Genomic DNA, 25,752 nt, shown 5'->3' with positions numbered 1-25,752 from the left:
CCGCCCGCTTGGGCTATCCTTTCGACCTGAATGCCCGTCAGGTCGTGTCCCATGCCCATTCGTCCCCTTCCGCCTGAACTGATCAACCAGATCGCGGCCGGTGAAGTGATCGAGCGTCCCGCCTCGGTGGTGAAGGAGCTCGTCGAAAACAGCATCGACGCCGGTGCGCGCCGCATCGAGGTCGACATCGAGCAGGGCGGGGTCCGGCTCATCCGCGTGCGCGACGATGGCGGCGGCATCCCGCGCGACGAACTGGCGCTGGCGGTGGCATCGCATGCGACCAGCAAGATCGGTAGCTTCGACGATCTCGAGCGCGTGGCCAGCATGGGTTTTCGCGGTGAAGCGCTGGCGTCGGTATCCTCGGTGGCGCGTTTCTCCCTGACTTCCCGCCAGCAGGGTGAAGACTCCGCCTGGCGCATCGACGTCGACGGTGGCCGCCTGCAGGAGGCGCGTCCCGCCCAGCATCCGCCCGGCACGACGATCGAGGTGCGCGACCTGTTCTACAACGTGCCCGCGCGGCGCAAGTTCCTCCGCGCCGAGCGCACGGAATTCGCGCACATCGACGATCTCCTGAAATCGTTGGCGCTGGCGCGCGAAGGCGTGGACATCCGCCTCAGCCATAACGGCAAGCCGGTACGCCTGCTCAAGCCCGCGCGCGACGAAAACGCCGCACTGGCCCGCGTGGCCGAAGTACTCGGCCCGGAATTCCCGGGACAGGCGCTGCGCGTGGAACACGAAGCCGCAGGCATGCGCCTGTCCGGTTGGGTCGGCCTGCCGACCGCCTCCCGCTCGCAGGCCGACCAGCAGTATTTCTACGTGAACGGCCGCCTCGTGCGCGATCGCGTGGTCGCGCATGCGGTGCGCCAGGCTTATGCGGACGTACTGTTCCATGGGCGCCATCCGGTGTTCGTGCTGTTCCTGGAACTCGATCCCGCGGGCGTCGATGTCAACGTGCATCCCGCCAAGAACGAGGTTCGCTTTCGCGAGCAGCGATTGATCCACGATTTCCTCTTCCGTACCTTGCACGAGGCTCTGGCACAGACCCGCGCCGGCGCGTCCGCGCCGATGGCCGAGCCATCCGTCCCGCTGATGGCGGCGGCCGGCGGCACGGCCTACGAAAACCGGTTGTCGTCGTCGCCGTCGATGCCGGCGTGGCCGCAGGCATCGAGCCAGTCACGGTTGAGCCTCGGCGTGCGGGAGGAACCGCTGGCCGACTACGCCACGCTGTTCGGATCGATCGCGCCGCCACGACCCTCGACCTCATGGACGCCGCCGTCCGGCAACGAGGCCGAGCAGGGTGGGGATGTCCCTCCGCTGGGTTACGCCATCGCGCAGTTGAAGAACATCTACGTACTGGCCGAGAACGAGCACGGCCTCGTGCTGGTCGACATGCATGCCGCGCACGAACGCATCACCTACGAAAAGCTCAAGAACGGGCGAGTCACCGCCAACCTGCGTTCGCAGATGTTGCTCGTGCCGCTGTCGATCGCGGTCAGCGCGAAGGAAGCGGCGGCGGCCGAAGAGCACGCCGATGCGCTCGGCGAGTGGGGCCTGGAGTTGTCGCGCAGTGGCCCGACCGGCGTGGTGGTGCGCCGCATTCCATCGTTGCTGGAAGGGGCCGACGTCAGCCAGCTCACCCGTGACGTGCTGGCCGAGCTTGCCCAGCACGGCAGTTCACGACGCCTCGAAGAGTTGGAGAACGAGCTGCTTTCCACCATGGCCTGCCACGGTTCCGTGCGCGCGGGACGCCGTCTCGGCATTCCCGAAATGAACGCGCTGCTGCGTGAGATGGAAGCCACCGAGCGCTCCGGCCAGTGCAACCACGGTCGTCCGACCTGGGTGCAGTTGTCGCTGGGCGAGCTGGACCGGCTCTTCCTGCGCGGTCGATAGTTTTCAAACACTCGGACGGCTAGCCGTCCATACGCCGAGGTTCTTCCATGCTTTCCCCTTCCGAAACCGCATCCGTCGAACGAGCGCGCGCCGAACGCCTGGCCTTGCTCACGGCGCCAGGCGGATGGCTCAGCCTTGTCGGGCTCGAATGGCTGCAACCCGGGCCGAACCGCATCGGCAGCGGGCCGGACAACGACATCGTGCTGAAGGTGGGCCCGGAGCGGCTGGGCGTCGTCACGCTCGACGAGCAGGGCGCCACCGTGTTCGAGCCGGCCAAGGGCAGCGGCGTCCTCGTCGACGGCGGGGAAGTGGAGCGCGCGGTCCTGGTGGACGATGCGTCGCCGGACCAGGCCGCCACCGAGGTGCGTTTTGGTTCCGCGCATTTCTTCGTGATCGCGCGTGACGGCCGGAAGGCCTTGCGCGTGAAGGACGAGAACGCGGAAACGCGCACGGGCTTCCAGGGACTGGACTACTTCCCGGTCGATCCGACCTGGCGGGTCGTCGCCGACTGGGTGCCGTTCGATCCGCCGATGGAACTGGAGATGGGCACGGTGCTGGGCACGATCGAGAAGGAGAAGGTTCCGGGCAAGGCCGTGTTCGTGCGCGAGGGCAGGACGTTCGAGTTGTATCCGGTCCAGGAAACGCCGGACGCGCTGTTCTTCGTCTTCGCCGATCTCACCAGCGGCAAGGAGACGTATGGCGCGGCGCGCTTCCTCGACACCCCGCTGGCAAAGGGCGGCAAGCTGGCGATCGATTTCAACGAGGCGCGCAATCCGCCTTGCGTGTTCACGCCGTATGCCACCTGTCAGCTGGCTCCGCCGGAGAATCGTCTCGACGTGCGCGTGACGGCCGGGGAACTGAACTACCGCGGCGCATCGCACTGAGGCCGGTGGCTAGACGCCCTTGAACGAGGCCTTGCGCCGATCGAGGAAGGCCGAGGTGCCCTCGCGCATGTCCTCGGTGGAGAAGGCGATGGCAAAGCCCTGTGTTTCAAACGCCAGCCCCTGGTCGATGGCGCATTCGCCGCCTTCGATCACGGCGTCGAGGATGCCTTTCAGCGCCAGCGGCGCCGCGACGGCCAACTGGTCGGCCATGGCATCCACGGTCGCGTCCAGTTCCTCGGCGGTGACGACACGGGTGACGATGCCCAGCCGCTCGGCTCGCGCCGCGTCCACCTGCTGGCCGAGCAGGCACAGTTCCAACGCCGCGCCTCGCCCTGCGAGGCGGGTCAGCCGCTGCGTGCCGCCGAATCCGGGGATCAGGCCGAGGCCGATCTCGGGCTGGCCGAAACGGGCCTTCTCGCTGGCCACGCGCAGATGGCAAGCCATGGCCAGCTCCATGCCGCCACCCAGCGCATAGCCCTGGATTCGGGCGATCACCGGTTTGCCCAACCGTTCGATCGTGAGCATCAGTTCCTGCCCGGCACGGGATGCGGCTTGCGCCTTCACCGGCGACCATGCCGTCATTTCCGAGATGTCCGCTCCGGCCACGAAGGCCTTTTCCCCCGCACCCGACAACACCACCACGCGCACGGTGTCGTCCTGGGCCGCCTGGCGGAAGGCCAGGGTCAGTTCGCCGATGGTCTCGCGGTTCAACGCGTTGAGCTTGTCGGGGCGATTGACGATGATCGTGCGGACGGCGCCGCGGTCGGCTGTGGTGAGCGTGCGGAAGGCCATGTCGGGTTCCTGGCGGCGGGACAAGGAGGCGGATGGTAGCAGGCAGGGGAACCTTTGCCCCCTGCTTGGCGTCTCATGGCGAACGGGCGAGCCGGATGCCGATGGACTATCCTCCACGCACGCCCACGGTTCCGGGTTCACGGAGAACGGGATGTCACCCTTGCGTTTCCTGGTCATGTTCGTCGCGCTGTCATTGTCCGCCGGAGCGGCGTACGCGCAGTCGGCGCCCACGGCACCCGTCTCGGGTGCCCCGGCGATAGACAAGACCAAACTGTCGTATGCCATCGGCTACCAGATCGGCACCCAGTTCGCGAACAGCGCGCAGCCCGACGTCGATATCGCCGTCCTTGTGAAAGCCTTGCAGGACGGCTACGCGAAGCGACCGCCGGGCGTGCCGATCGACGTGATGCAGCAGCAACTGGTGAATTTCGACGCCAAGGTGCAGCGCGATTCGGCGGTGGAATTTCGCCGCGTGGCCCTGGCCAACGCGAAACGCAGCGCCGATTTCCTTGCCCGCAATCGCACGCGCGCCGGCGTGGTCACCTTGCCATCCGGCATCCAGTACGCCGTGCTCGCCAAGGGGCGCGGTCCGCAGGCCCAGGTCACCAGTACGGTGGTGGTCAACTACCGCGGCGCCCTGATCGACGGCACGGAATTCGACAGTTCCTACGCGCACGGCAAGCCGGTGACGTTCACGGTGAACCGCGTCATCCCCGGTTGGCAGGACGTGATCCCGCGCATGCGGGTGGGTGATAAGTGGAAGGTCGTGATCCCGCCGGCGCTGGCGTATGGCGAACGCGGTGAACTGCCGCGCATCGGCCCCAACGAAGCCCTGGTGTTCGAGATCGAACTGGTCGACATCCGCCAGTAGGCCCGAGGCCGGCGCCGCCGCGCCACCTCCGCTCGCGCTAGAATGGCCAACGGTATGGCCATCGCTACCTCCTCCACGCTTCCCTTGACGCCCTGTACGGGCGTCTGTCGGCTCGACGCGCGCGGCCTGTGCATGGGTTGTCTGCGCACGGGCGACGAGATCGCACGCTGGTCGACCCTGAACGATGAGCAGAAGCTGTGGATCATGGATGAGATCCTGCCTCGCCGGCAGGGTGGCTGATGGACGACTTGCTGGCGAGGCTTCGCGGCGCGCTGCTTCCCCTGGAGGCGCCTCCCGGCCCGCGCGGGTGGAACCACGATGACATGGCCGAATTGATCGGCGATGCGCCGAGACGTCCGGCCGCCGTGCTGATCGGCATCCGCGACGATCGCGAGCAGAATGTGCTGCTCACCGTACGCACCGATACCTTGCAACAGCATGCGGGACAGGTGGCTTTTCCCGGCGGCCGTGTGGAACCCGACGATGCCGACGTGGTAGCTGCCGCGCTGCGCGAGAGCCGGGAGGAAATCGGCCTCGACGCGGCCATGGTCACACCGCTGGGTTTCCTCGAATCGTTCGAGACCATCAGTGGCTACTCGGTCACGCCCGTGGTCGCGCGCGTCGCCGCCAACGCGGAACTCAAGCCGGACCCGGGCGAAGTGGCCGAAGTGTTCGAAGTACCGTTCGCGTTCTTCCTCGAACCGGCGAACCTGCGCCGCTATACGATGGAATTCCGTGGTCACCGCCGCGACATGGTCGAGTTCCTCCATGCGGGGTATCGCATCTGGGGCGTGACGGCGGCCATCCTGCTCAACCTGCTGAAACGGATGGGTCATCCATGCTGATCTCGCGCACGCTGATCGACGCGGCCACGGCCGCCCGCCTGCCAGCGCACGACGTACTCTTCGTCGACGCGCGCTTCGACCTCAACCAGCCGGGCGGACGCGATCCGGGCAAGGGCGACCAGGACTATGCGTTGTCGCATGTGCCGGGAGCGGTGCGTGCCGACCTGGATCGCGACCTCGCCGACATGGCGACGCCTTCACAGGGGCGCGGCCGCCATCCGCTGCCATCGGCCGCATCCTTCTCGGCGTGGCTTTCCCGTGCCGGGTGGCGGCCCGACGTGCAGGTGGTGGTCTACGACGCCGCCGGCGGATCGCTCGCCGCCGCGCGCTTCTGGTGGTTGGCCCGGTTGGCCGGCTTCGACAACGTGGCGGTGCTGGATGGCGGCTGGCCGGCGTGGCTGGCGGAGGGGCTGCCCACGGACAACGTGCTGCCGCTGCGCGAGCCGACGACGGTGCACGCCGTCTTCGACCAGGCCGGAACCGTGAACGCGGACGAGCTGGCCCAAGGCGTCGCCAGCGGCCGCCTGCTGCTGCTCGATGCACGTGCGGTGCCGCGTTACCGGGGCGAGGTGGAGCCGCTGGACCCGGTGGCGGGTCACGTGCCCGGTGCGCGCAACCGTCCCTTCTCCGAGAACCTGGACGCGGAAGGCCGGTTCCGTTCCCCGGAGGAACTGGCGCGGGCATTCAAGGCAACGATCGCTCCCCACCCGGCGGAGGACGTCGTGCACATGTGTGGGTCCGGGGTCACGGCCTGCCATAACCTGCTGGCGATGGAGTACGCGGGCCTGTGCGGCTCGCGCTTGTACGCGCCGTCGTGGAGCGGCTGGGTGAGCGATCCCTCGCGCGCGGTGGCGACGGGCGAGGGCTGAACGCCCCTCAGAGCGGAACCGTGCGTCGCTCCCGCGCACTCACCTGCGCCGCTTCGATCAGTCGGATCACGTCGCGCGCCTCGCGCGCCTCCACCGGCAGCGCCGTGCCGTCGTGGATCGCCGCGGCCACGCCGTCGTAGAAGGCGGTGTAGCGGCCGGGCAGGGTCTCGATCGTGGTCGCGCTGCCGTCGGCGTCGGTGAATCGGCCGAACAGGGCAGCATCGTCTTCGCCCCAGCCTTCGCCGCCCGGACGCCGCCCCTCGCGCAGCGCCGCCTCCTGTCCGTCGACGCCGTACTTGACGAAGCTGCCGCCGTCGCCGTGCACGAGATAGCGCGGGCCGGGGTCGCGCACGAGCACCGAGGCGTGCAGCACCGCGCGGCGGCGGCCGTAATCGAGCACGAGGTGGAAGTAATCGTCGGCCCGCGCGGCGGCTCGTTGCCGGGTCACGTCCGCCGTGACCGCCAGCGGCCAACCGAACAGCACCAGGGCCTGGTCGATAAGGTGCGCGCCCAGGTCGTAGAGCAGGCCGGAACCCGGCGCCTCCGTTTCGCGCCACCCTTGCTTGATCTCCGGCCGGAACCGGTCGAAGTGCGCTTCGTAGTAGGCGACCTCGCCCAGCCGGCCGTCCTCGACGAGGCGGCGCACGGTGAGGAAATCGTTGTCCCAGCGCCGGTTCTGGAATACCGAGAGCTTGCGATCGCGTTCCGAAGCCAAGGCGATCAGCGCTTCGGCCTCGGCGGCGTTCAAGGTGAACGGCTTATCGACGACCACGTGCTTGCCCGCCTCCAGCGCGGCGCGAGCGAGCGACGCGTGGCTCTCGTTGGGCGTGGCGATCACCACCAGCTCGATCGTCGGGTCGGCGAGCAGGTCTTGAGGGTTTTCGTATGCCTTGGCCTCGGGAAAGTCGCGCAGGATGTCGTCGCAACGCCGGCTGCCGATGGCTGCCAGGCGCAGGCCCGCGGCGGCCGCGATCAAGGGGGCGTGGAAGAAGGCGCCCGCCGTGCCATAGCCGATGAGGCCGGTGGGGATCGGTTGGGTGAGGGTTCGGGTAGGGGTCATGGGGCAAGGTTAGCGCGAGTGGCCTGATCGTTTCGTTTAGGATTCCACCGTTTTTACCGCTTTCGGGCCATGCCATGACCACGTTAGACATCGACGCCGTCCAGCGCGCGCGCCTGCCCCGGCAGATCCCGTACATCGTCGGCAACGAAGGCTGCGAGCGCTTCAGTTTCTACGGGATGCGCAACATCCTCACCCCATTCCTCGTCACCTCGCTGCTCATGTACCTGCCGGAGGCGGAGCGGCCGGGTGCGGCGAAGGACGTGTTCCACACCTTCGTGATCGGCGTGTACTTCTTTCCGCTGCTCGGCGGCTGGCTGGCCGACCGCTGGTTCGGCAAGTATCGCACCGTGTTGTGGCTCAGCCTCGTGTACTGCGTGGGCCACGTGTGCCTGGCGCTGTTCGAGCACAGCGTCGCTGGCTTCTACACGGGGCTGGCCCTGATCGCCCTGGGTGCGGGAGGAATCAAGCCGTGCGTGGCGGCCTTCGTCGGCGACCAGTTCGACGAGAGCAATCGACACCTGGCCAAGGTGGTGTTCGATGCCTTCTACTGGATGATCAACGTCGGTTCCTTCCTGGCTTCGCTGCTGATGCCTTTCTTCCTGCACCGGTACGGCGCCGCGGTGGCGTTCGGTATCCCCGGTGCCTTGATGTTCGTCGCCACACTGGTGTTCTGGCGTGGCCGCCGGCACTACGTGATGCTGCCACCGACCGGCAACGATCCCCACGGATTCACCAAGGTCGTTCGCACCGCCTTGCTGGCGCGTACGCCAGGGCAGGGAAGGCCGGGGCTGGCGGTGGCGGTGATTGCCGCCTGTCTCGCTCTCGCATCCCTGGCGTTCGTGCCGGCGCTGGGCGTCGTCGCCGCCCTGTGCCTCGCCTTCGTCTGCCTGCTCGGTGGCGTCGGCATCGGCACGCGCATGCAGCTGGAGCGTGCGCGTGGCGCGCATCCGGACGAAGCGATCGACGGTGTCGGCGCGGTGTTGCGCGTGCTCCTGGTGTTCGCGCTGGTCACGCCGTTCTGGTCGTTGTTCGACCAGAAGGCTTCCACCTGGGTGCTCCAGGCGAACGCGATGACCATGCCGGAATGGCTGCATCCCGCGCAGATGCAGGCGATCAATCCCGCCCTGGTCTTGCTGCTGATCCCGTTCAACAACCTCGTCGTGTTCCCCTTGCTGAGGCGCGCCGGCATCGAACCGACCGCCTTGCGCCGCATGACGACCGGCATCGCGCTCTCCGCCGTCGCATGGGTGTTCGTCGGCGCGATTCAGCTCGCGATCGACGGTGGCGATCCGGTCTTCGTCGCCTGGCAGATCCTTCCCTACGTGTTCCTCACGATGGGCGAAGTGCTCGTCTCCGCGACCGGGCTGGAGTTCGCGTACAGCCAGGCGCCGCCCTCGATGAAGGGCACGCTGATGAGTTTCTGGACGCTCAGTGTCACGGTGGGCAACCTCTGGGTGCTGCTGGCGAACGCGGGTGTGCGTAACGAGACGGTCCTTGCCGGCATCGCGGGTACCGGCATCGGCACCACTGCGTTCCAGATGTTCTTCTTCGCCGCGTTCGCCGCCGTGGCCGCGCTGGCGTTCGGCCTGTATGCGCGGCGCTACCGCGAGATGGATTACTACCGCTCCGCGTGACGTCGCCTGCAGAGCGTCGCCGACAGGGTCGGCTCCCACCAGGTAGGGGGAACCGGGCCGGGTAGAGGAAACCGGGTGCATTGGCGATTGGGTGGTGAATCCCCGTCGATCGGTCGAAGGTCAGGTGGGAGCCGACCTTGTCGGCGATGAGTGCCGGCCAAATCGCTCCAGCCGGATCGGCGTCGTCAATCCCGCGATGAACCGCCGCTCACCTTCGTCATAATCCCACTGCTCCACCACGCAAGCACCGCGATCCCGCGACGCGTCGTGGCGTATCACATGGAACGAATTGCTGATCCCCTCACGGATGCGCCGTGATACCGCCGTGCCCGCCTGCACCGACCACAACTCGCTGGACAGATGGCGGGCCTGCGTATCGAGCGAACGCACGTAGGGCAGGTGGATATGGCCGCCCAGGATGAGGTCGGCACCCGCGGCGGCCCAGGCGACGATCGCCCGTTCGTGGTTGATGAGCAGGTTGGCGATGTCCTTTTCGCGGATCACGTGCACGGGCTGGTGCGTCACAACGATACGCAGCTGATCCTCGCGGGCCTGCGCCAACCGCCGGCACACGCGATCGATCTGCTCGCCGGACACCACGCCGTTCTTGTGCCGCGATGGACGAACGGTGTTCACGCCGATGGCCAGCACATCGCCGTTCTCGAACGCCGGTTCGAGGTTATCGCCGAAGGCCCGGCGAAATGCTCCGAAAGGGTCGACGATGCGCGCGAAGAGATTGAACAAGGGCACGTCGTGGTTGCCGGGAATCGTCAGCGTCGGACGGTCGTAGCCATCGACGAAACGTTTCGCCGCCGCAAACTGTGCGCGGCGCGCGCGTTGGGTCACGTCGCCCGAGAGGATCACCAGGTCCGGCCGCAACGCGACGATGGCCTCGTGGAGCGCCGCTACCGCCTCGGGCCGCTCCGTGCCGAAGTGCGGATCGGATATCTGGACGATCACGCTCATCCCGGGTCCTCGCCCGGCCTGCGCGTGCGGTCGGTGAGCAGGGACAGTGGTCGTGGCGCGGCGCGGAAGACCAGCGGCGGCATGAGCCTGACGATCTCTCCGTCCACGGCGACCTTGATCGCATGACGATGGTGTTTCGGCGTCACGGTGATTTCGCGGAAGCCGAAACTCACGGCGTTCTCCGCTTCGCCGAGCCTGCCTAGCGCGCCACGCAGGATCAGGCCGAGCATGGTGAGCTTGCCGATCGGTTTCAATACGAGGCCGGCTAGCGTGCCATCGTTGCGCATTACGTCGGCCGCTTCGCGCAGGCCGATCTTTTCGAGTTGCAGCGCGTTATTGCCGACGAATAGCGTGGGTGTGCGCAGCTGGCGCGTACGCTCGCCGTCACTGACCTCGATGCGCAGAGGGCGGTAGCCGCGCATCATCGTCGCCAGTCCCGACCACAGCGCCACGACGCGATGCCTGCCGAAGCGATGCTTCCACGTCTCCCGGTCTTCCAGCACCTGCGGATAGAGGCCGAGGCTGGCGTTCACCAGGAATACCCGATCGTTGACCATGCCGATCTGCGTGTCGGCGGGCGTCGCCCTGAGCAGCGCTTCCGTGGCGCCGCGGGTGTCCGTGGGAATACCGTGCGTACGGCCGACGAAATTGAACGTGCCCTGTGGCAGGACACCCATGGGCAGCGATTCGGCCCATGCCGTTCCCGCCACGCAGTTGATCGTCCCGTCGCCGCCAGCGGCCACGATGGCGCCGCCTTCCCGCTTCGCGTGTGCGGCGGCATCGCGGACGATGTCCTCGATGTGGCGGGTCCCGTCGATGAGGAAGAAGCGATGCGGGCGCCTGGCGGCGTCCAGGATCGAAGCGATCTCGGCGCGCGCGGCCTCGGCGTCCTGCTTGCCCGATCCGGCGTTCATGACGATGGCGAAGTAAGGGCAAGGGTTCATGCGCCAAAACAACCATTCGCGCCGTCACGACCGCATGAAATCACGCCAGGCTCTTGCGCCCCTCGCGCAGCCGGAAATACTCCGCGCTGCCGGCGCACAGCGTCACCCACGCCAGACCGGTCGCGTATCCCGCCATCACGTCGCTAAAGTAATGCACCTGCAGGAGGATGCGGCTGATCCCGACGATGGTGATCATGCTCACCGCGGCCACCACGATGGTCCGATGCCAGCGTGGCGGGCAGAGCACGAGCGCCACGTAGGCGAGCATGCCGTAGAACACCATCGACCCCGAGGCATGGCCGCTCGGGAAGCTATAGCTGTGTTCGACGATGAAGCCGTGGTCGTGTAGCGGCCGTTCGCGCTGGAACCACGCCTTGAGCGCGCTGTTGATCACGGCGGTTCCCACCAGCGTGGTGATCCAGCTGGCCGCGAGGCGGAAATGACGTCGCCAAAGCAGCGCGAGGAAGACGACGAGGGTGGCGATGCCCACCACCGTGGGATCGCCGGCGTGCGTGACGAGGGCCACCGCGCGCAGCACAGCCGGGGGCATGTTATCGCGCAGGGCGGTCGCGAGTTCCGCATCGAACACGGTCAGGCCGGCGGCCTCACGCACCTCGACCGCGATCGCGGTGGCGATCACCAGCATCGCCACTACCACGGCCACGACGGTCGTGGGCCGCAGGAAGGCGCGTGCGGCCGCGTCCTGGCCTTCGCGGCGGCGCACGGCGCGCCGCCACGCCATGTCCGCGCCGCCCAGCGCAAGAACGAGCAACGCGGCCCAGAGCGATAGGGCATGGCGGCTGATCCACTCGGTATCCATTCCGTTCGCTCCTCGTCTCGTGTCAGGATCGGCGATGTTGCCACGCCGCGCGCCCGCGGCTCGAGAAGGGGTCGTCCGATGAAAGTTCTATCCGCCCGCGCCATCCTCGCCCTGGCGCTCGCCACGGCGGGCTTCGCCGCCCATGCCGATGACGCGCCATTGGCGCACCGCATCGTCCGCGTCACGCTCGACGGCGCCAGTGACAAGGGCACCTCGGGACGCCTGATCCTGTTCGCCGCGCCCGCCTCGGCGGCCAAGGACGGCAAGCTCGAGGCCGTCGATACCAACCCGTTCCAACCCAAGGCCGTGTCCGTGACGGCCCGTGAGGTGACATGGATCGCGCCGGGCCAGTCGGTCGACCTGGACACCGATGGCGAAGCCTTCCCGGCAGGGTTCTCGACGCTTCCGCCGGGGGATTACTTCTTCCAGGCCGTGCTCGACGTGGATAACGACTACAACTACGGTGGCCGCCATGCCGGCGACCTCATCAGCGACGTGACGCCGGTGAAGCTCACGCCGGGCGGCAGCCTGCCGATCCTGAAGTTGAGCAAGACCGTGCCGCCGCGCGACCCCTGGGTCCTGCCGCCGATGGCGCCGCAGGCGGTTCGCGATGCCTTGCCGGAAGCACGCCAGCATGCCCACGCGGAGATACTGCAAAGCCCGCTGCTGACGGCCTTCGCGGGCCACCCCGTGTCGGTCCGCGCCTGGGTCGTCACGCCGCCCGGTTACGATCCCAAGGGCACGACGCGTTATCCCACCGTCTTCCTCACCCATGGTTTCACGGGCGGCTTCGACCGTTACGCGGGGACGATCGCCTACCTGTGGCTGGCGATGTCCAAAAAAGAGATGCCGCCGATGATATGGGTGCTGCTCGACGAATCGGGCCCGACCGGCACGCATGAGTTCGCCGACTCGGTGAACAACGGGCCGTGGGGCGAGGCGCTCACCACGGAATACATCCCGTGGCTCGAAGGGCGCTACCGCATGGACGGCAAGCCCGGCGGACGCTTCCTCACCGGACACTCGTCTGGCGGCTGGGCGACGCTGTGGTTGCAGACGCGGTATCCCAAGGAGTTCGGCGGCACCTGGTCGACCTCGCCCGACGCCAGCGACTTCCGCGATTTCACTGGCATCGACATCTATGCCGTGAATGGCAACGCCTACAAGAAGCCGGACGGCACGCCGATTCCGTTGGTGCGCGACAAGGGGAAGGTCATCGCTTCCCTTGAAACCTTCGTCAAGCTGGAAGATGTGCTGGGAGCCTACGGTGGCCAGTTCGCTTCGTTCGAATGGGTGTTCTCGCCACGTGGCAAGGACGGCCGGCCCCAGCAGCTGTTCAACCGCGTCACCGGTGCAGTGGACCCTGGTGTCGCCGCGTATTGGCGCGATCACTACGACATCGCCCAGCGCCTGCGCACCCAATGGCCGGCGTTGAAGCCGGACCTCGACGGCAAGATCCACGTCATCGTCGGCACGGCCGATACCTTCTACCTCGATGGCGCTGCGAAATTGCTCAAGGAGACCCTCGACGGCCTGCAGGCGAAAAGCGATATCCGTTTCCTTCCGGGCAAGACGCATTTCGACCTCTACACGGAGGGCGACGACCGGCAGGCGTTGTTGAAGAAGATCGCCTGGGAAATGTACGGCGTGGCGCGGCCGGGGCAGGGAAAGTAGGCGGCGCCTCGCGAGCTTGAATCGCCGACAAAGTCGGCTCCCACCAGCGCCGAAAGCCATGCATGCTTTCCCACCAGAGCCGAAAGCCATGCATGCTCCGGTGAGGGCCGACCCTGTCGGCAATGCTCGGTGGGAGCCGACTTTGTCGGCGATGCTCTTCGACCAAGGTCCAGAGGCGCCCCCGCACCCACTGTCCTACCCTCGGACGATCCAATCCCGGAGGTACATCCATGGGCTACGAGGCATCCTGGCGACGCTCGGTCGACGAACCGGAGGCGTTCTGGGGCGAGCAGGCGCGGTTGATCGATTGGCAGACGCCGCCGCAGCGCATCCTCGACCAGTCCAACCCGCCGTTCCGCCGCTGGTTCGTCGGTGGAACCACCAACCTCTGCCATAACGCGGTCGATCGACACCTCGATGCGCGTGGCGACCAGCTCGCCATCGTCGCGGTTTCCACCGAAACCGGCATCACCCGCGAGATCAGCTATCGCGAATTGCATCGTGAAGTGAATGCCTTCGCGGCCATCCTCGTCGAACTCGGCGTGGGCAAGGGCGATCGCGTCGTCATTTACATGCCCAACATCGCCGAGGCGGTGTTCGCCATGCTCGCCTGCGCGCGGATCGGCGCGATCCATTCCGTCGTCTTCGGCGGCTTCGCCGCGCACAACCTCGCTCTGCGCATCGACGATGCGGAACCGAAGCTGCTGGTCTGCGCCGATGCTGGCATGCGCGGCGGCAAGATCATTCCGTACAAGCCCCTGGTGGACGCGGCGCTGCGCGAGGCGAAGGCGCCACCGGAGCATGTGCTTGTCGTCCGGCGCGGACTCGATCCCGGCATGGCATGGGTGATGGACCGCGACGTCGACCACGCGCCGCTGCGTGAGAAGCACCTCGATGCGGAGGTTCCCGTCGAGTGGCTGGAATCGAACGAGCCCAGCTACCTGCTCTACACCTCGGGCACCACGGGCCGGCCGAAGGGTGTGCAGCGCGATGTGGGCGGCTACGCGGTGGCGCTCGCGGTCTCGATGACGGCGATCTTCGACCTGCAGCCGGGCCAGACCATCTTGTGCACGTCGGACGTCGGCTGGGCCGTGGGGCATTCGTACAACGTGTACGGCCCACTCATCGGTGGATGCACCGCCATCGTGTACGAAGGGCTTCCCACCGGTCCCGACCCCGGCATCTGGTGGCGTCTTTGCGAGAAGTACAAGGCACGGACCATGTTTTCCTCGCCCACCGGCATCCGCGTGCTGAAGAAGCAGGATGCGGCGTGGTTGGGGAAATACGACCTCTCATCGCTGAAATGGATCTTCCTCGCAGGCGAGCCTCTCGACCAGCCGACCTACGACTGGCTCACCACCGGCACCGGCAAGACCGTGGTGGACAATTACTGGCAGACCGAAACGGGCTGGCCGGCGTTGTCCCTGATGCCGGGACTGGACCTCAAGCCGGTGAAGCCCGGTTCGCCCGGCTTTCCGACGTTCGGATATCGCATGCGCGTGATCGACGAGGCCACTGGCGAGGAAAAGCCGGCAGGCGAAAAAGGCGTGCTGGTGATCGAGCCGCCCTTGCCACCGGGTTGCCTCACGACGATATGGCATGACGACGAGCGCTATCGGCGCAGTTACTTCGGTCACTTCAAGGAACTGTTGTATAGCTCCCTGGACTGGGCGGTACGCGATGCCGATGGTTATTTCTTCATCCTGGGCCGTACCGACGACGTGATCAACGTGGCCGGACATCGCCTGGGCACGCGAGAAATCGAGGAATCGGTGGCGACCCTCGGTGCGGTCGCCGAGGTGGCGGTGGTGGGTATCGCCGACGAACTGAAAGGGCAGGTGCCCGCCGTTTTCGCCACGCTGAAGCAAGGCGTCACGGACGATCCTCGCGACGTGGCGCAGGCCATGGAGCGGCGCGTGGTGGAATTGCTGGGTGGCGTGGCGCGTCCCGCCTGCGTCTACGTGGTGGGCGCGCTGCCAAAGACCCGCTCGGGCAAGCTCCTGCGCCGCGCGCTGCAGGCGCTGATGCAGGACACCGACCCCGGCGACCTCTCCACCCTGGACGATCCGGGCGCCCTGGAGGAAATTCGCCAGGCCATCGCCCGTGGTCCGCACTGCGGGCAAAAGCGGGCCTGAGAGGCCATCGACCCGTCCCGCCGTGGGAGCCGCTTCAGCGGCGATCGCGCGGCAGCGGGCTAGGTTGCGGCAAGCCCCCATCGCCGCTGAAGCGGCTCCCACAGTGAAGCGGCTCCCACAGTGATGGGGCTCCCACAGTGATGCGGCTTCCGCGAAGTGGTTCCCGCAGTGAAGTGGCTTCTCCCGCGACGCAGCAAGGCCTCGCCGCGGCGGTGCGCTAAAATGGCTCTCTTTGCTTCGGAGAGTTCCATGGCACAGCAACCCTCGGCCGGCGCCCGTTTCCGCGCCGCGCTCGCGGCCGAACAGCCGCTGCAGGTGATCGGTGCGATCAACGCCAATCATGCGCTGCTGGCCAAGCGTGCCGGGTTCCGTGCCATCTACCTGTCCGGCGGCGGTGTCGCGGCGGGTTCTTTGGGCCTGCCGGACCTGGGCATCAACACGCTCGACGACGTGCTCACCGATGTCCGCCGCATCACCGATGTTTGCGACCTGCCCCTGATGGTCGACATCGATACCGGCTTCGGGCCCAGCGCGTTCAACATCGCCCGCACGGTGAAAAGCCTGGTCAAGTTCGGTGCCGCCGCTTGCCACATCGAAGACCAGGTCGGCGCCAAGCGCTGCGGTCACCGGCCGGGCAAGGAAATCGTCACCACCGAGGAAATGGCCGATCGCGTCAAGGCCGCGGCCGACGCCAGGACCGATCCGGATTTCTTCCTGATCGCCCGCACTGACGCCATCGCCGTGCTCGGCGTGGACGCCGCCATCGAGCGTGCCATCGCCTGCGTCGAGGCCGGTGCCGACGCGATCTTCGCCGAGGCCGCCTACGACCTGCCGACGTACAAGCGTTTCGTCGAGGCGGTGAAGGTGCCGATCCTCGCCAACATCACCGAGTTCGGCCAGACGCCGCTGTTCAGCACCCAGGAGCTGGGCAGCGTCGGCGTGGGCATCGTGCTCTATCCGCTATCCGCGTTCCGCGCCATGAACAAGGCCGCCGAGAACGTCTACAACGCCATCCGCCGCGACGGTCACCAGCGCAATGTCATCGACACGATGCAGACGCGCGAAGAGCTCTACGACCGCATCGGTTACTACGCTTACGAACGTCACCTCGACGAACTGTTCTCCAAGAAGGGTTAAGGAGTTACGCAATGAGCGACACCACCACCCAGCCCAAGGCGAAGAAATCGGTCGCCCTCTCCGGCGTGCCGGCCGGCAACACCGCGCTGTGCACGGTCGGCCGCAGCGGCAACGACCTGCATTACCGCGGCTACGACATCCACGATCTCGCGGCGAAGGGTTCGTTCGAGGAAGTGGCTTACCTGCTGGTACACGGCGTGCTGCCGAACTGGATGGAGTTGAACGCCTACCGAGCCAAGCTCAAGCGGCTGCGGGGCTTGCCGGCACCGGTCAAGAGCGCGCTCGAACTCCTGCCTGCTTCGACGCACCCGATGGACGTCATGCGCACCGGCGCTTCGGTGCTCGGCACGGTGCTGCCGGAGAAGGACGACCATAACCTCACGGGCGCACGCGACATCGCCGATCGCCTGATGGCGAGCTTCGGTTCCATGTTGCTGTACTGGTACCACTTCAGCCATAACGGCAAGCGGATCGAGACCGAAACCGAGGACGAATCGATCGCGGCGCACTTCCTGCACCTGCTGCACGGGCGCAAGCCGAGCGACCTGCATTCGCATGCGCTCGACCGTTCGCTGGTCCTTTACGCCGAGCATGAGTTCAACGCCAGCACGTTCGCCGCGCGTGTCATCGCCGGCACCGGATCGGATATCTATTCGGCGATCACCGGCGCGATCGGCGCGCTGCGCGGCCCGAAGCATGGCGGCGCCAATGAAGTGGCGATGGAGATCATCGCGCGTTATCGCGACGCGGCCGAGGCGGAAGCGGACATCCGCGCTCGCGTCGAGCGCAAGGAGATCATCATCGGCTTCGGGCACCCGGTGTATACCGTGTCCGATCCGCGCAACGAGATCATCAAGGAGGTGGCGCGCAAGCTCTGCACCGATGGTGGCAATCCACGCCTGTTCGAGGTGTCGGAGAAGATCGAGAAGCTGATGTGGGAACTGAAGAAGATGTTCCCGAACCTCGATTGGTACTCGGCTTCGGCGTACCACATGATGGGCGTACCGACGGCGATGTTCACGCCGCTGTTCGTCATCGCACGCACTTCCGGGTGGAGCGCGCATGTGATCGAGCAACGGCAGGACGGCAAGATCATCCGTCCGAGCGCGAATTACACGGGTCCGGAAGACCTGGCGTATACGCCGATCGAGAAGCGATAGGCCCTGGAGCCTGGTGGGAGCCGACCCTGTCGGCGATCCCGCGGCAGCGGGCCAGCTTGAGGAACGCGCCCATCGCCGACAGGGTCGGCTCCCACCAGGGTCGCTGTCGGCGGCTAAAGCGCCGCCGCCAGGCGGGTGGCCTTGTCGATCGCCCGCTTCGCGTCCAGTTCGGCGGCGACATCCGCGCCGCCGACCAGGCGCACGTCCACGCCACGCGCGACCAGTGCGTCGTGCAACTCGCGGTTCGGTTCCTGGCCCGCGCAGACGATCACGTTGTCCACGTCCAGCACCTGCGGTTGCCCGTCGATCACGACATGCAACCCGTGGTCGTCGATGCGTTCGTAAGCGACGCCACCGATCATCTGCACCCGCTTGTTCTTCAGCGTGGCGCGATGCACCCAGCCGGACGTCTTGTTGAGCCGGCCGCCCGGGCGGCCGGCGCTTCGCTGTAGCAGCCAGATCTGCCGCTCCGGCTTTTCCGGCTGTGCGGGCATCAGGCCGCCCGGCGTCGCCATGCTCATGTCGACGCCCCATTCCTTGGTCCACCGGCCGATATCCGTGGTGGGGGAGGGCGCCGCTTCGCTGAGGAACTCCGCCACGTCGAAACCGATGCCGCCGGCGCCGATGATCGCCACCTTCTTGCCGACGGGCGCATCGGCCTGCAGGACATCGAGGTAGCTCAACACTTTTTCATGACCGGCCCCGGGAAGATCCAGCGCACGCGGCAGCACGCCCGTGGCGAGGATGACGGTATCGAAGCCCTCATCGGCGAGGACCTCCACGGTCGCCGGCGTGCCCAGCCGGCGCTGTACGCCGGTGGTGTCGAGACGATGGTCGAAGTAGCGCAGCGTCTCGCTGAATTCCTCCTTGCCGGGAATACGCCTGGCCATGTTGAACTGTCCGCCGATTTCCGTGGCGCGATCGAACAGTGTCACCGCATGGCCACGCTCGGCGAGCGTGCTCGCGGCGGCGAGGCCGGCCGGCCCCGCGCCGACGACGGCCACGCGCTTCCTCGTCGTGGCAGGCAGGATCTTCAGCTCGGTTTCGTGGCACGCACGTGGATTCACCAGGCACGACGCGCGGCGATTTTCGAATACATGGTCGAGGCATGCCTGATTGCAGGCGATGCAGGTGTTGATCGCTTCGGGCCGCGCCGCGCTGGCCTTGTTCACCCATTCCGGATCGGCCAGCAGCGGCCGTGCCATCGAGACCATGTCGGCGTCCCCTTGGGCGAGGATGCGTTCGGCGACCTCCGGCATGTTGATCCGGTTGGTGGTCACCAGGGGGATGCCCACTTCGCCCTTCATGCGCCGCGTCACCCAGGTGAACGCGCCACGCGGGACGCTGGTCACGATGGTGGGGACGCGCGCCTCGTGCCAGCCGATACCCGTGTTGATGATGGTCGCGCCCGCCGCTTCGATGGCCTTGCCGAGCGTGACGATATCGGTCCAGGACTGCGATTCGTCGACCAGGTCGAGCATGGAGAGCCGGTAGACGATGATGAAATCCCTGCCTACCGCCTCACGCATGCGACGCACGATCTCGATGGGGAAACGCATGCGGTTTTCGGCCGAGCCACCCCAGCGGTCCGTGCGCTTGTTGGTGCGTGGCGTGAGGAACTGGTTGATCAGGTAGCCCTCCGATCCCATGACCTCGACGCCGTCGTACCCGGCATCGCGGGCGAGCTTCGCGCTGCGCACGAAGGCGTCGATGCTGCGTTCCACGCCTCGTGCGGAAAGCGCGCGCGGTGTGAAGGGGGTGATCGGCGACTTGATCCGCGACGGGGCCACGGAAAGCGGCTGATAGGCATAGCGGCCCGCATGCAGGATCTGCATGCAGATCTTACCGCCCTCGGCATGCACCGCACGGGTGACCTTGCGATGCCGGCCGACATGCCAGGGCATCGACATCGTCCCCGACATCGGTTTCAGCCAGCCCTCGATGTTGGGAGCGATACCACCGGTGACGATGAGGCCTACGCCGCCACGCGCACGCTCGGCGAAGAACGCGGCGAGCTTGTCGTAATCCGCGGCCTTGTCTTCCAATCCCGTATGCATCGAGCCCATGAGGACACGATTGCGCAAGGTGGTGAAACCCAGGTCGAGCGGGGCGAGCAGGTGCGGATAGGCCACGGGAGGCTCCGGTTCAAACGATCGTTCGAATGATCGTCGTAACCGGCGTCGACGGCAAGGGCGGGCGCAGCAGCGGACCAGGGCGCCCCAGCGGCGTTACGGCGTGTATCGCCGCGTTTACAAGCGGGGCCCTGCGGCCGGCCCCCGGAAAACGCTAAATCCGCATGGCAGCACGTTCTTGCGAGCCGGATGGCCGAAGGCACGCAACTTGCTCCGTTCTTTCACCCGGTGCGTTGGCAGGACGTCCGGTCATCCCGAAAAAACAGGGGTTCCGCGTCGCTCACAGGAGACTCTCCCATGCGTAAGACTCTTATTGCCACGGCGATCTGCCTCGCCATCGGATTTGCCTTGCCGGCCATGGCCGACGACACCCAGACCGGATCCTCGGGTGCCAGCGCGCAGCGCAGATCGATTGCCGTGCAGTACTCCGATAGCTCCACCTATACGGACAGCTCGACCCACAGCCGGACCGACACCACCTCCGGATCGTTCAACACCACCAACGCCATCTCGTACACCGTGCTCAACGGAAGCGTCAGCAACGTGGGCGTGAGCGGCATCGGCAACATCGCCCGCAACCTCGGTGACGCCAACGGCGGACGCGGCGGTAGCGGCGGCGACGGCTACGGCGCGGTCGGTTACGGCGGCACGGGCGGATCGGGCGGTGACGGCGGCAACGCGCGTGCGCGCGGTGCGGTCGGTGGCGACGGTTCCGCTTCGAGCGGCGACGCGGGTGCGTTGACCGCTTCCGCGGGCGGCGACGGTTCCGGCGATGGCGGCAACGCCAATGGCGACGGTGGCCGGGCCAACGCGCGCGGTGCGGGTGCCGACACGGCGACCGGCGGGTCCACGGCCAGCACCGGCGGCGCAAGCGCCAGCACGGGCGGCGCGGGAACCTCCGGCGATGCGACCGGAACGGCCACGGGCGGAACCGGCACCGGCGGCGCCGGTGGCACGGCGATGGCGGCCGGTGGCGAAGGCGGTGCCGGTGGCGCGGGCGCGTCGGGCACGGGTGGCGCCGGCTCGGGTGCCGATGGTGGCGCCGGTGGCGCCGGTGGCACGGCCTACGCCGATGCGGGTGCGTTCGACATGTCCAACAACATGGGCAGCGCGGGCGCGGCCGCCGCCGGTATCTCCAACTTCGCGCAGAACAGCGGCGCGGCGTCGTTGATCCAGCAGGGCGTGAATGTCCAGGCCAACCTCAGCGTGGGCTCGGCTCCGTAACGGCTGGACCGGTAGCAAAGGGAACCACGGGGCGCTCCGGCGCTCCGTGGTCATCCGAAGGGAAGCACCAGGACCTTCAGGAGAACACCCATGCGGCAGCAACACGAACATCGGACGCGCCGGGCACTGGCCCTGCTAGCCCTGGCTTGCGTCGGCGGAACCGCGTTCGCCACGCCCCCCGCCAACGAACCGCCACCGGCCTCGTTCGGCCAGGCCACTCCCGTCGAACAGCTGCAGGCCATGACCGGCGGCAGCGGGACCACGAACAACATCAACCAGCAGACGCTCAACGGCACGATGAGCGACACCGAGGCGAAGAACACGATCAGTGGCGGCAATGTCGTCTCGGGCAGCGCGTTCGACAACTCGGCCGGCTTGCCGACGGTGATCCAGAACTCCGGCAACAACGTGCTGATCCAGAACTCCACCATCGTCAACGTGCGGATGAATCCATGAAGGCCGCCTGTGCCCTCGCACTCTTGTTCGTCGTCGTGGCACCTGCCGCGCCGGCGATGAAGGCGGAGGTGCAGACCAGCCCGGGCACTTCGTACCCGGTGCGGATGACGAGCCTGAAAGAGGCGCGCTTCCGCAACACGATCCGGCAGAAATACGACTTCAGTTGCGGCTCCGCCGCCGTCGCCACGCTGTTGACCTACCAATATGGCTACCCCGTCGACGAGCAGTCCGCGTTCGACGTGATGTTCACCCACGGCGATCGCGCGAAGATCGGCAAGGAGGGGTTTTCGCTGCTGGATATCAAGCGATTCCTCGCCTCTCGCGGCTTCGAGGCCGATGGTTTCGAGGTGCCGCTGGAGAAGCTCGACAACGAAGGGGTGCCCGCGATCGTGCTCATCAACGAACGCGGCTATCACCACTTCGTCGTGGTGAAGGGTTACAAGAACGGCCGCGTGCTGGTGGGCGATCCAGCCCGAGGCACACGCGCCATGTCCAAACGACGATTCGACGCCATGTGGAGCAACGGTGTCGTCTTCGTCATCCATAACCAGCGCGACCGCGCCATCTTCAACAGTCCACGCGACTGGGCGGTCGCTCCCGCGGCACCTATCGGAGACGGCATCCAGCGCAATGGGCTCGAGCCGCTGGTGATGCCCAAACGCGGACCGGGGGACATATGAAAACCCGAATACTCCTCATCGCAGTCGCCCTCGGCGGTGCCTGCGCCGCTAGCCAAGCCGCCGATTTTCCCGCGTACCGAAGCGTGCCCGACGCACGGCTGGACCGTATCCGTGGCGGGTTCGATCTTGGCGACAACCTGCGTGCCTCGTTCGCGCTACAGCGCACCGTGCTGATCAACGGCATGGAAACGATGCGCACGACCATCACCGTTCCCGACATCGCGAACATCACCCGGGAACAGGCGGCCGCCCTGCAGGACGCGTTGCGAACCACCGTCGTCACCAACGGTGCCGGAGGCGTGGCGGGCGCGGTGCCGACCTCCCCGGTGCAGGACACGGGCGCAGCCTCCACGCCGGCCGCGGCGGTTCCGGCGACAGCGTCCGGCACCGCGGCGACAACCCTGGCGACCGTCTCGGCCGCGCTGCCGAATTCGGCGCTGCCAGGCCTCATCGTGCAGAACTCGCTCGACAACCAGGCCATCACGGCCACCACCACCATCGACGCGTCGGTCAACAGTGCGCGGATGCTCGAAAACATCCGCATGGCGGAGTCGGTCAACGACGCGGTGATCAAGTTCCGGGGGAATTGACGCATGTATCGCAATGGCAGGGTGATGCAGGCAAAAACGTGCGCGGGTGCCCTGGCATTCGCGGTGCTTCCGATGTGGATCGGCGCATGCCTGGCGCAAGAGGCCACCATCGATCCGGTCCTGCGCGAGAAGATCGACGCGCAAGGCAGGCGCATCGACGCGATGCGCAGCCGCATGGCGGAGCAGCTCGCCGAACTCGAGCAGATGAAGCGAGAGCTGGCCGTGCAGGAAATGAACTACAACGACCTGCGCAAGGCGGTCGGCCTCAATGCGCTGGAAGAGGCGCGCGGCGGTTCCGCCGCTCTGGCCAATCCCAACGCACAAGCCACACCGGGGCAGGAGACCCCGGGGGCGCCGCCGCCCGGCGCGCCTCCGGCAGGAAGTTCCGGACAGGTGGTCGCCACGCAGCCCGTGGGCCGGCGGCCGGAAACGGACGAGCGACCGCCCGAGGTCGCCCCGATCTTCGACCAGCCCGGCGTGCTCACGCCCAAGGGCAAGTTGATCGTCGAACCTTCCTACCAGTACGGCTATTCGTCGAGCGACCGCGTGGCCCTGGTCGGCTACACGGTGATTCCCGCGATCCTGATCGGCCTGGTCGACGTGCGCCAGGTGAAGACCACCACGCAGACAGGCGCGGTAGCGTTCCGCTATGGCCTCACCAATCGCATGGAGGTCGAAATACGCATTCCCTATGTCGACACGCATACGGACACGATCAGCCGTGAGATCTTCACCGGTACGGCACAGGACCGCCTGTTCACCACGAGCGGCAAGGGCCTTGGCGACATCGAGGCCACGTTGCGTTACCAGATCAACGATGGCGGTGCAGACAAGCCGTATTACGTCGGTTGGTTCCGCGCCAAATCGCGAACGGGTCGCGATCCCTTCGAAGTCACCAGCGATTGCGTGACGCGCTGCGTGGAAAACTTCACCGGCACGGGGCTGCCACTGCGCAACCCGACGGGGTCGGGCTTCTATTCGGCGCAGCTGGGCGTTACCTGGCTGTATCCGTCCGATCCGGTGGTGTTCTTCGGCAACCTCAGCTATCTGCATAATTTCGAACGGAAGAACGTCAGCCGTAACGTACTTCTTGCCGGCAAGCAGTTCCTTGGTGACGTGAAGGCCGGCGACATCGCTGATATCAGCATCGGCATGGGCCTGTCCTTGAACGAGAAAGCGTCGATCAGCATCGGCTACGACCAGGCCTTCGTCGCGCGAACCACGCAAAACGACCATCCGTTACCGGGTTCCGCACGAGTGACGCTCGGCTCCCTGTTGGTCGGTGGGTCCTACCGCTTCAACGACAAGGAAACGTTGAACGTGACGCTCGGCGTAGGTGTGACGGGCGACACACCCGACACGACGATCACGGTGCGCGTCCCCATCACCTTGTAGGTTCACATCCGTTTCACCGTCTCCCACCTGAACGCGTTTCGAACGCGTTCGGGTTCCCGTGCACGCGACGCACACATCATGAATCGTTAAGATTTCACGGGGGTTAGAACACACAAACTTTGCAGGGAGTTCTACATGCGCACACGTCCACATCGTTACGCCAAGGCCACCGCGGGCTTGGCCATCGCTTCGCTAGCCATCCTGGGTGCCGCCGCACATGCGCAGGACAGCAGCAAGAAGTCGCAGTCACCGGCGCTGGACAACATCAGTGTGTGGGTGGGCGGCTACTACACCAACAACGACACGACGATCGGTGCGAACACGGGCATCTTCAACACCAGCGGCGACGTGAACCTCGAGGACGACCTGGACTTCAAGAAGCACAAGACCGTGCCTCGTGTCCGCCTGGACTTCCTGATCGGCGAGCACCAGGGCTTCTCCTTCGACTATTACGAGGTCGACCGCTCGCACTCCAAGACGTTGTCCGAGCAGATCAACTTCCTCGGCAATCCCATCGCCGCGAGCGCGCGTGTGAAGGGCGACCTCAAGTTCACCTTCGGCAGCGCCGCGTACAAGTGGTGGTTCGGCACGGGCAACGACGTATTCGGTGTGGGCCTGGGCGCCGCGTACTACAAAGTCCAGGCGAGCATCTATGGCACGGCCACGGTAGCTGGCCAGACCTTCACGGACGGCTCGGCCAGCGACACCAATGCGTGGGCTCCCAACCTGCAGCTTGGTTGGCGGCATGCGTTCAACGATCAGTGGCGCATGTATTTCAACGCGTCCGGCGTGAAGAGGAACGGCGGTTCGCTCAATGGCCACATCTGGGATGCGGCACTCGGCGTGGAATGGTTCCCGTGGCAGAACGTCGGCTTTGGCGCGGAGTACGCGTATACGAAGATCAAGCTGCACCAGGACAAGCGCAATTACGACCTCGATCTCGACATGAAGCTCAACGGACCTGCCGCGTACGTCCGTTTCCGCTTCTGACCATCCGGATGGCGAACCGGCCTTGTGCCGGTCGCCTTGCCGGGGGGAATCCTCAGGCCGCCGCGAGGCGGCCTATCTTTTTGAGTGATTGTCGGGTTTGCGGGCTCGGCTTCGCCCTCGCGTTCGTTGTGTGGCTCGCGGGAGAGCTGCCGGGCGTCCTCCTCGGCGCGACAGGCGGCGCCGGCCCTTGGGGAAGGATGCCGCTGCGCGGCCGTGTTTGATGGCTTGCGCCCCGGCGGGCTCGGACGGTCGGGCGGGGGTTTTCGATTCGGCTCCTGCCTCAGCGAAAACGATCGGCCGTCCAGGCCGATCCCCTGCGGGCCTTTTCCGCCCGGCCGTCCTCGGCGCCTCATGTCGCGCCGAGGGGAACGCCCGGCAGCTCAGTCACGACTGCGGTGAGTTGATGAGAAAGAGCGAAGGTTGTCGCACGCCGCACACTGCACACGGAACACCGCGATACATCGCAAAGCACCGCCCCCTGTTTGACCGCCACCCCCTGGTGGGAGCCGACTTTGTCGGCGATCCCGCGGCAGCGGGCCAAATCGGAGCAAGCACCCATCGCCGACAAGGTCGGCTCCCACCAGAGCGACGGCTCTGCCCCACT

Annotated in this window: 21 protein-coding genes and 1 pseudogene; 16 read left to right on the top strand and 6 right to left on the bottom strand. The window is 66.6% G+C overall.

Annotation, left to right across the window (positions count from 1 at the left end; all coding sequences use genetic code 11):
* Positions 1-51: 51 nt before the first annotated feature.
* Both mutL and ACN9M2_RS14490 read left to right on the top strand, forming a co-directional pair.
* Positions 52-1,890 (top strand): DNA mismatch repair endonuclease MutL, encoded by a 1,839-nt coding sequence (mutL, locus tag ACN9M2_RS14495; protein WP_426285390.1) that lies wholly within the window; start codon positions 52-54, stop codon positions 1,888-1,890.
* A gap of 47 nt (positions 1,891-1,937) precedes the next feature.
* Positions 1,938-2,774: a DUF1684 domain-containing protein gene (locus tag ACN9M2_RS14490; protein WP_426285389.1), complete on the top strand. Its 837-nt coding sequence runs from the start codon at positions 1,938-1,940 to the stop codon at positions 2,772-2,774.
* 9 nt (positions 2,775-2,783) lie between these two features.
* Here ACN9M2_RS14490 and ACN9M2_RS14485 read toward each other — a convergent pair whose 3' ends face one another.
* Positions 2,784-3,566: an enoyl-CoA hydratase/isomerase family protein gene (locus tag ACN9M2_RS14485; protein ID WP_426285388.1), complete on the bottom strand. Its 783-nt coding sequence runs from the start codon at positions 3,564-3,566 to the stop codon at positions 2,784-2,786.
* Positions 3,567-3,717: 151 nt separating this feature from the next.
* Here ACN9M2_RS14485 and ACN9M2_RS14480 point away from each other — a divergent pair, with 151 nt between their 5' ends.
* The 3 genes and pseudogenes from ACN9M2_RS14480 (at position 3,718) to ACN9M2_RS14470 (ending at position 6,151) form a co-directional block, all read left to right on the top strand.
* Complete coding sequence (locus ACN9M2_RS14480; protein ID WP_426285387.1) at positions 3,718-4,437, top strand: FKBP-type peptidyl-prolyl cis-trans isomerase; 720 nt, start codon at positions 3,718-3,720, stop codon at positions 4,435-4,437.
* Between the two features lie 54 nt (positions 4,438-4,491).
* Positions 4,492-5,282 (top strand): annotated as a pseudogene (locus ACN9M2_RS14475) (CoA pyrophosphatase).
* Entirely contained in the window at positions 5,276-6,151 is an 876-nt protein-coding gene (locus ACN9M2_RS14470) for a sulfurtransferase (protein WP_426285386.1), read from the top strand. Before ACN9M2_RS14475 ends, ACN9M2_RS14470 begins: the two are co-directional and overlap by 7 nt.
* A 7-nt stretch (positions 6,152-6,158) precedes the next feature.
* Here ACN9M2_RS14470 and ACN9M2_RS14465 read toward each other — a convergent pair whose 3' ends face one another.
* Positions 6,159-7,211 (bottom strand): oxidoreductase, encoded by a 1,053-nt coding sequence (locus ACN9M2_RS14465; protein ID WP_426285385.1) that lies wholly within the window; start codon positions 7,209-7,211, stop codon positions 6,159-6,161.
* Positions 7,212-7,285: 74 nt separating this feature from the next.
* Between ACN9M2_RS14465 and ACN9M2_RS14460 the strand changes: the two genes are divergently transcribed.
* Positions 7,286-8,845, top strand: a complete 1,560-nt coding sequence (locus tag ACN9M2_RS14460) for an oligopeptide:H+ symporter (RefSeq protein ID WP_426285384.1) — start codon at positions 7,286-7,288, stop codon at positions 8,843-8,845.
* 120 nt (positions 8,846-8,965) lie between these two features.
* On the opposite strand, the gene ACN9M2_RS14455 is transcribed toward ACN9M2_RS14460, so the two are convergent.
* The 3 genes from ACN9M2_RS14455 to ACN9M2_RS14445 are packed head-to-tail and all read right to left on the bottom strand — an operon-like array spanning position 8,966 to position 11,575.
* Complete coding sequence (locus ACN9M2_RS14455) at positions 8,966-9,811, bottom strand: metallophosphoesterase family protein (RefSeq protein WP_426285383.1); 846 nt, start codon at positions 9,809-9,811, stop codon at positions 8,966-8,968.
* On the bottom strand, positions 9,808-10,755 hold the full coding sequence (locus ACN9M2_RS14450; protein ID WP_426285382.1) for a diacylglycerol/lipid kinase family protein: 948 nt from the start codon (positions 10,753-10,755) through the stop codon (positions 9,808-9,810). The genes ACN9M2_RS14455 and ACN9M2_RS14450 overlap by 4 nt, the downstream gene beginning before the upstream one ends.
* A gap of 40 nt (positions 10,756-10,795) precedes the next feature.
* Positions 10,796-11,575, bottom strand: coding sequence for a phosphatase PAP2 family protein (locus ACN9M2_RS14445; protein ID WP_426285381.1), 780 nt, complete (start codon positions 11,573-11,575; stop codon positions 10,796-10,798).
* 78 nt (positions 11,576-11,653) lie between these two features.
* Here ACN9M2_RS14445 and ACN9M2_RS14440 point away from each other — a divergent pair, with 78 nt between their 5' ends.
* The 4 genes from ACN9M2_RS14440 (at position 11,654) to prpC (ending at position 17,681) form a co-directional block, all read left to right on the top strand.
* Positions 11,654-13,249: an alpha/beta hydrolase gene (locus ACN9M2_RS14440; RefSeq protein ID WP_426285380.1), complete on the top strand. Its 1,596-nt coding sequence runs from the start codon at positions 11,654-11,656 to the stop codon at positions 13,247-13,249.
* Positions 13,250-13,479: 230 nt separating this feature from the next.
* Entirely contained in the window at positions 13,480-15,384 is a 1,905-nt protein-coding gene (gene prpE, locus ACN9M2_RS14435) for a propionate--CoA ligase (RefSeq protein ID WP_426285379.1), read from the top strand.
* Between the two features lie 249 nt (positions 15,385-15,633).
* Positions 15,634-16,521 carry a methylisocitrate lyase gene (gene prpB, locus ACN9M2_RS14430; RefSeq protein WP_426285378.1) on the top strand — a complete coding sequence of 296 codons (888 nt, stop codon included), beginning with the start codon at positions 15,634-15,636 and terminating at the stop codon, positions 16,519-16,521.
* Between the two features lie 11 nt (positions 16,522-16,532).
* The gene (gene prpC, locus ACN9M2_RS14425) at positions 16,533-17,681 is read left to right on the top strand and encodes a bifunctional 2-methylcitrate synthase/citrate synthase (RefSeq protein WP_371023330.1); all 1,149 of its coding nucleotides are present in this window, start codon (positions 16,533-16,535) and stop codon (positions 17,679-17,681) included.
* Positions 17,682-17,794: 113 nt separating this feature from the next.
* Here prpC and ACN9M2_RS14420 read toward each other — a convergent pair whose 3' ends face one another.
* Complete coding sequence (locus ACN9M2_RS14420) at positions 17,795-19,813, bottom strand: FAD-dependent oxidoreductase (RefSeq protein ID WP_426285377.1); 2,019 nt, start codon at positions 19,811-19,813, stop codon at positions 17,795-17,797.
* 297 nt (positions 19,814-20,110) lie between these two features.
* On the opposite strand from ACN9M2_RS14420, the gene ACN9M2_RS14415 reads away from it, so the two are divergent.
* From ACN9M2_RS14415 to ACN9M2_RS14390, 6 genes are all read left to right on the top strand, one after another.
* Complete coding sequence (locus ACN9M2_RS14415) at positions 20,111-21,037, top strand: hypothetical protein (protein WP_426285376.1); 927 nt, start codon at positions 20,111-20,113, stop codon at positions 21,035-21,037.
* A gap of 90 nt (positions 21,038-21,127) precedes the next feature.
* A complete protein-coding gene (locus ACN9M2_RS14410; protein ID WP_426285374.1) occupies positions 21,128-21,493 on the top strand; it encodes a hypothetical protein in 366 nt (121 codons plus the stop codon).
* Positions 21,490-22,173 carry a C39 family peptidase gene (locus ACN9M2_RS14405; RefSeq protein WP_426285373.1) on the top strand — a complete coding sequence of 228 codons (684 nt, stop codon included), beginning with the start codon at positions 21,490-21,492 and terminating at the stop codon, positions 22,171-22,173. Before ACN9M2_RS14410 ends, ACN9M2_RS14405 begins: the two co-directional genes overlap by 4 nt.
* Positions 22,170-22,763: a hypothetical protein gene (locus ACN9M2_RS14400; protein WP_426285372.1), complete on the top strand. Its 594-nt coding sequence runs from the start codon at positions 22,170-22,172 to the stop codon at positions 22,761-22,763. Before ACN9M2_RS14405 ends, ACN9M2_RS14400 begins: the two co-directional genes overlap by 4 nt.
* Positions 22,764-22,766: 3 nt before the next feature.
* The gene (locus ACN9M2_RS14395) at positions 22,767-24,158 is read left to right on the top strand and encodes an acetate kinase (RefSeq protein WP_426285371.1); all 1,392 of its coding nucleotides are present in this window, start codon (positions 22,767-22,769) and stop codon (positions 24,156-24,158) included.
* Positions 24,159-24,293: 135 nt separating this feature from the next.
* On the top strand, positions 24,294-25,148 hold the full coding sequence (locus ACN9M2_RS14390) for a hypothetical protein (protein ID WP_426285370.1): 855 nt from the start codon (positions 24,294-24,296) through the stop codon (positions 25,146-25,148).
* The last annotated feature ends 604 nt before the right edge of the window (positions 25,149-25,752 follow it).

This window comes from Luteibacter sp. E-22, assembly GCF_049913125.1.
Classification (GTDB): Bacteria; Pseudomonadota; Gammaproteobacteria; order Xanthomonadales; family Rhodanobacteraceae; genus Luteibacter.
The sequence above is the reverse complement of the archived record's forward strand: the minus strand, read 5'-3'. Positions and strand labels throughout refer to the sequence as shown.

Bases quoted from the DNA above. Each gene is read 5' to 3' on its own strand.
- mutL (WP_426285390.1), top strand. From the start codon at position 52: ATGCCCATTCGTCCCCTTCCGCCTGAACTGATCAACCAGATCGCGGCC.
- ACN9M2_RS14490 (WP_426285389.1), top strand. From the start codon at position 1,938: ATGCTTTCCCCTTCCGAAACCGCATCCGTCGAACGAGCGCGCGCCGAA.
- ACN9M2_RS14485 (WP_426285388.1), bottom strand. From the start codon at position 3,566: ATGGCCTTCCGCACGCTCACCACAGCCGACCGCGGCGCCGTCCGCACG.
- ACN9M2_RS14480 (WP_426285387.1), top strand. From the start codon at position 3,718: ATGTCACCCTTGCGTTTCCTGGTCATGTTCGTCGCGCTGTCATTGTCC.
- ACN9M2_RS14470 (WP_426285386.1), top strand. From the start codon at position 5,276: ATGCTGATCTCGCGCACGCTGATCGACGCGGCCACGGCCGCCCGCCTG.
- ACN9M2_RS14465 (WP_426285385.1), bottom strand. From the start codon at position 7,211: ATGACCCCTACCCGAACCCTCACCCAACCGATCCCCACCGGCCTCATC.
- ACN9M2_RS14460 (WP_426285384.1), top strand. From the start codon at position 7,286: ATGACCACGTTAGACATCGACGCCGTCCAGCGCGCGCGCCTGCCCCGG.
- ACN9M2_RS14455 (WP_426285383.1), bottom strand. From the start codon at position 9,811: ATGAGCGTGATCGTCCAGATATCCGATCCGCACTTCGGCACGGAGCGG.
- ACN9M2_RS14450 (WP_426285382.1), bottom strand. From the start codon at position 10,755: ATGAACCCTTGCCCTTACTTCGCCATCGTCATGAACGCCGGATCGGGC.
- ACN9M2_RS14445 (WP_426285381.1), bottom strand. From the start codon at position 11,575: ATGGATACCGAGTGGATCAGCCGCCATGCCCTATCGCTCTGGGCCGCG.
- ACN9M2_RS14440 (WP_426285380.1), top strand. From the start codon at position 11,654: ATGAAAGTTCTATCCGCCCGCGCCATCCTCGCCCTGGCGCTCGCCACG.
- prpE (WP_426285379.1), top strand. From the start codon at position 13,480: ATGGGCTACGAGGCATCCTGGCGACGCTCGGTCGACGAACCGGAGGCG.
- prpB (WP_426285378.1), top strand. From the start codon at position 15,634: ATGGCACAGCAACCCTCGGCCGGCGCCCGTTTCCGCGCCGCGCTCGCG.
- prpC (WP_371023330.1), top strand. From the start codon at position 16,533: ATGAGCGACACCACCACCCAGCCCAAGGCGAAGAAATCGGTCGCCCTC.
- ACN9M2_RS14415 (WP_426285376.1), top strand. From the start codon at position 20,111: ATGCGTAAGACTCTTATTGCCACGGCGATCTGCCTCGCCATCGGATTT.
- ACN9M2_RS14410 (WP_426285374.1), top strand. From the start codon at position 21,128: ATGCGGCAGCAACACGAACATCGGACGCGCCGGGCACTGGCCCTGCTA.
- ACN9M2_RS14405 (WP_426285373.1), top strand. From the start codon at position 21,490: ATGAAGGCCGCCTGTGCCCTCGCACTCTTGTTCGTCGTCGTGGCACCT.
- ACN9M2_RS14400 (WP_426285372.1), top strand. From the start codon at position 22,170: ATGAAAACCCGAATACTCCTCATCGCAGTCGCCCTCGGCGGTGCCTGC.
- ACN9M2_RS14395 (WP_426285371.1), top strand. From the start codon at position 22,767: ATGTATCGCAATGGCAGGGTGATGCAGGCAAAAACGTGCGCGGGTGCC.
- ACN9M2_RS14390 (WP_426285370.1), top strand. From the start codon at position 24,294: ATGCGCACACGTCCACATCGTTACGCCAAGGCCACCGCGGGCTTGGCC.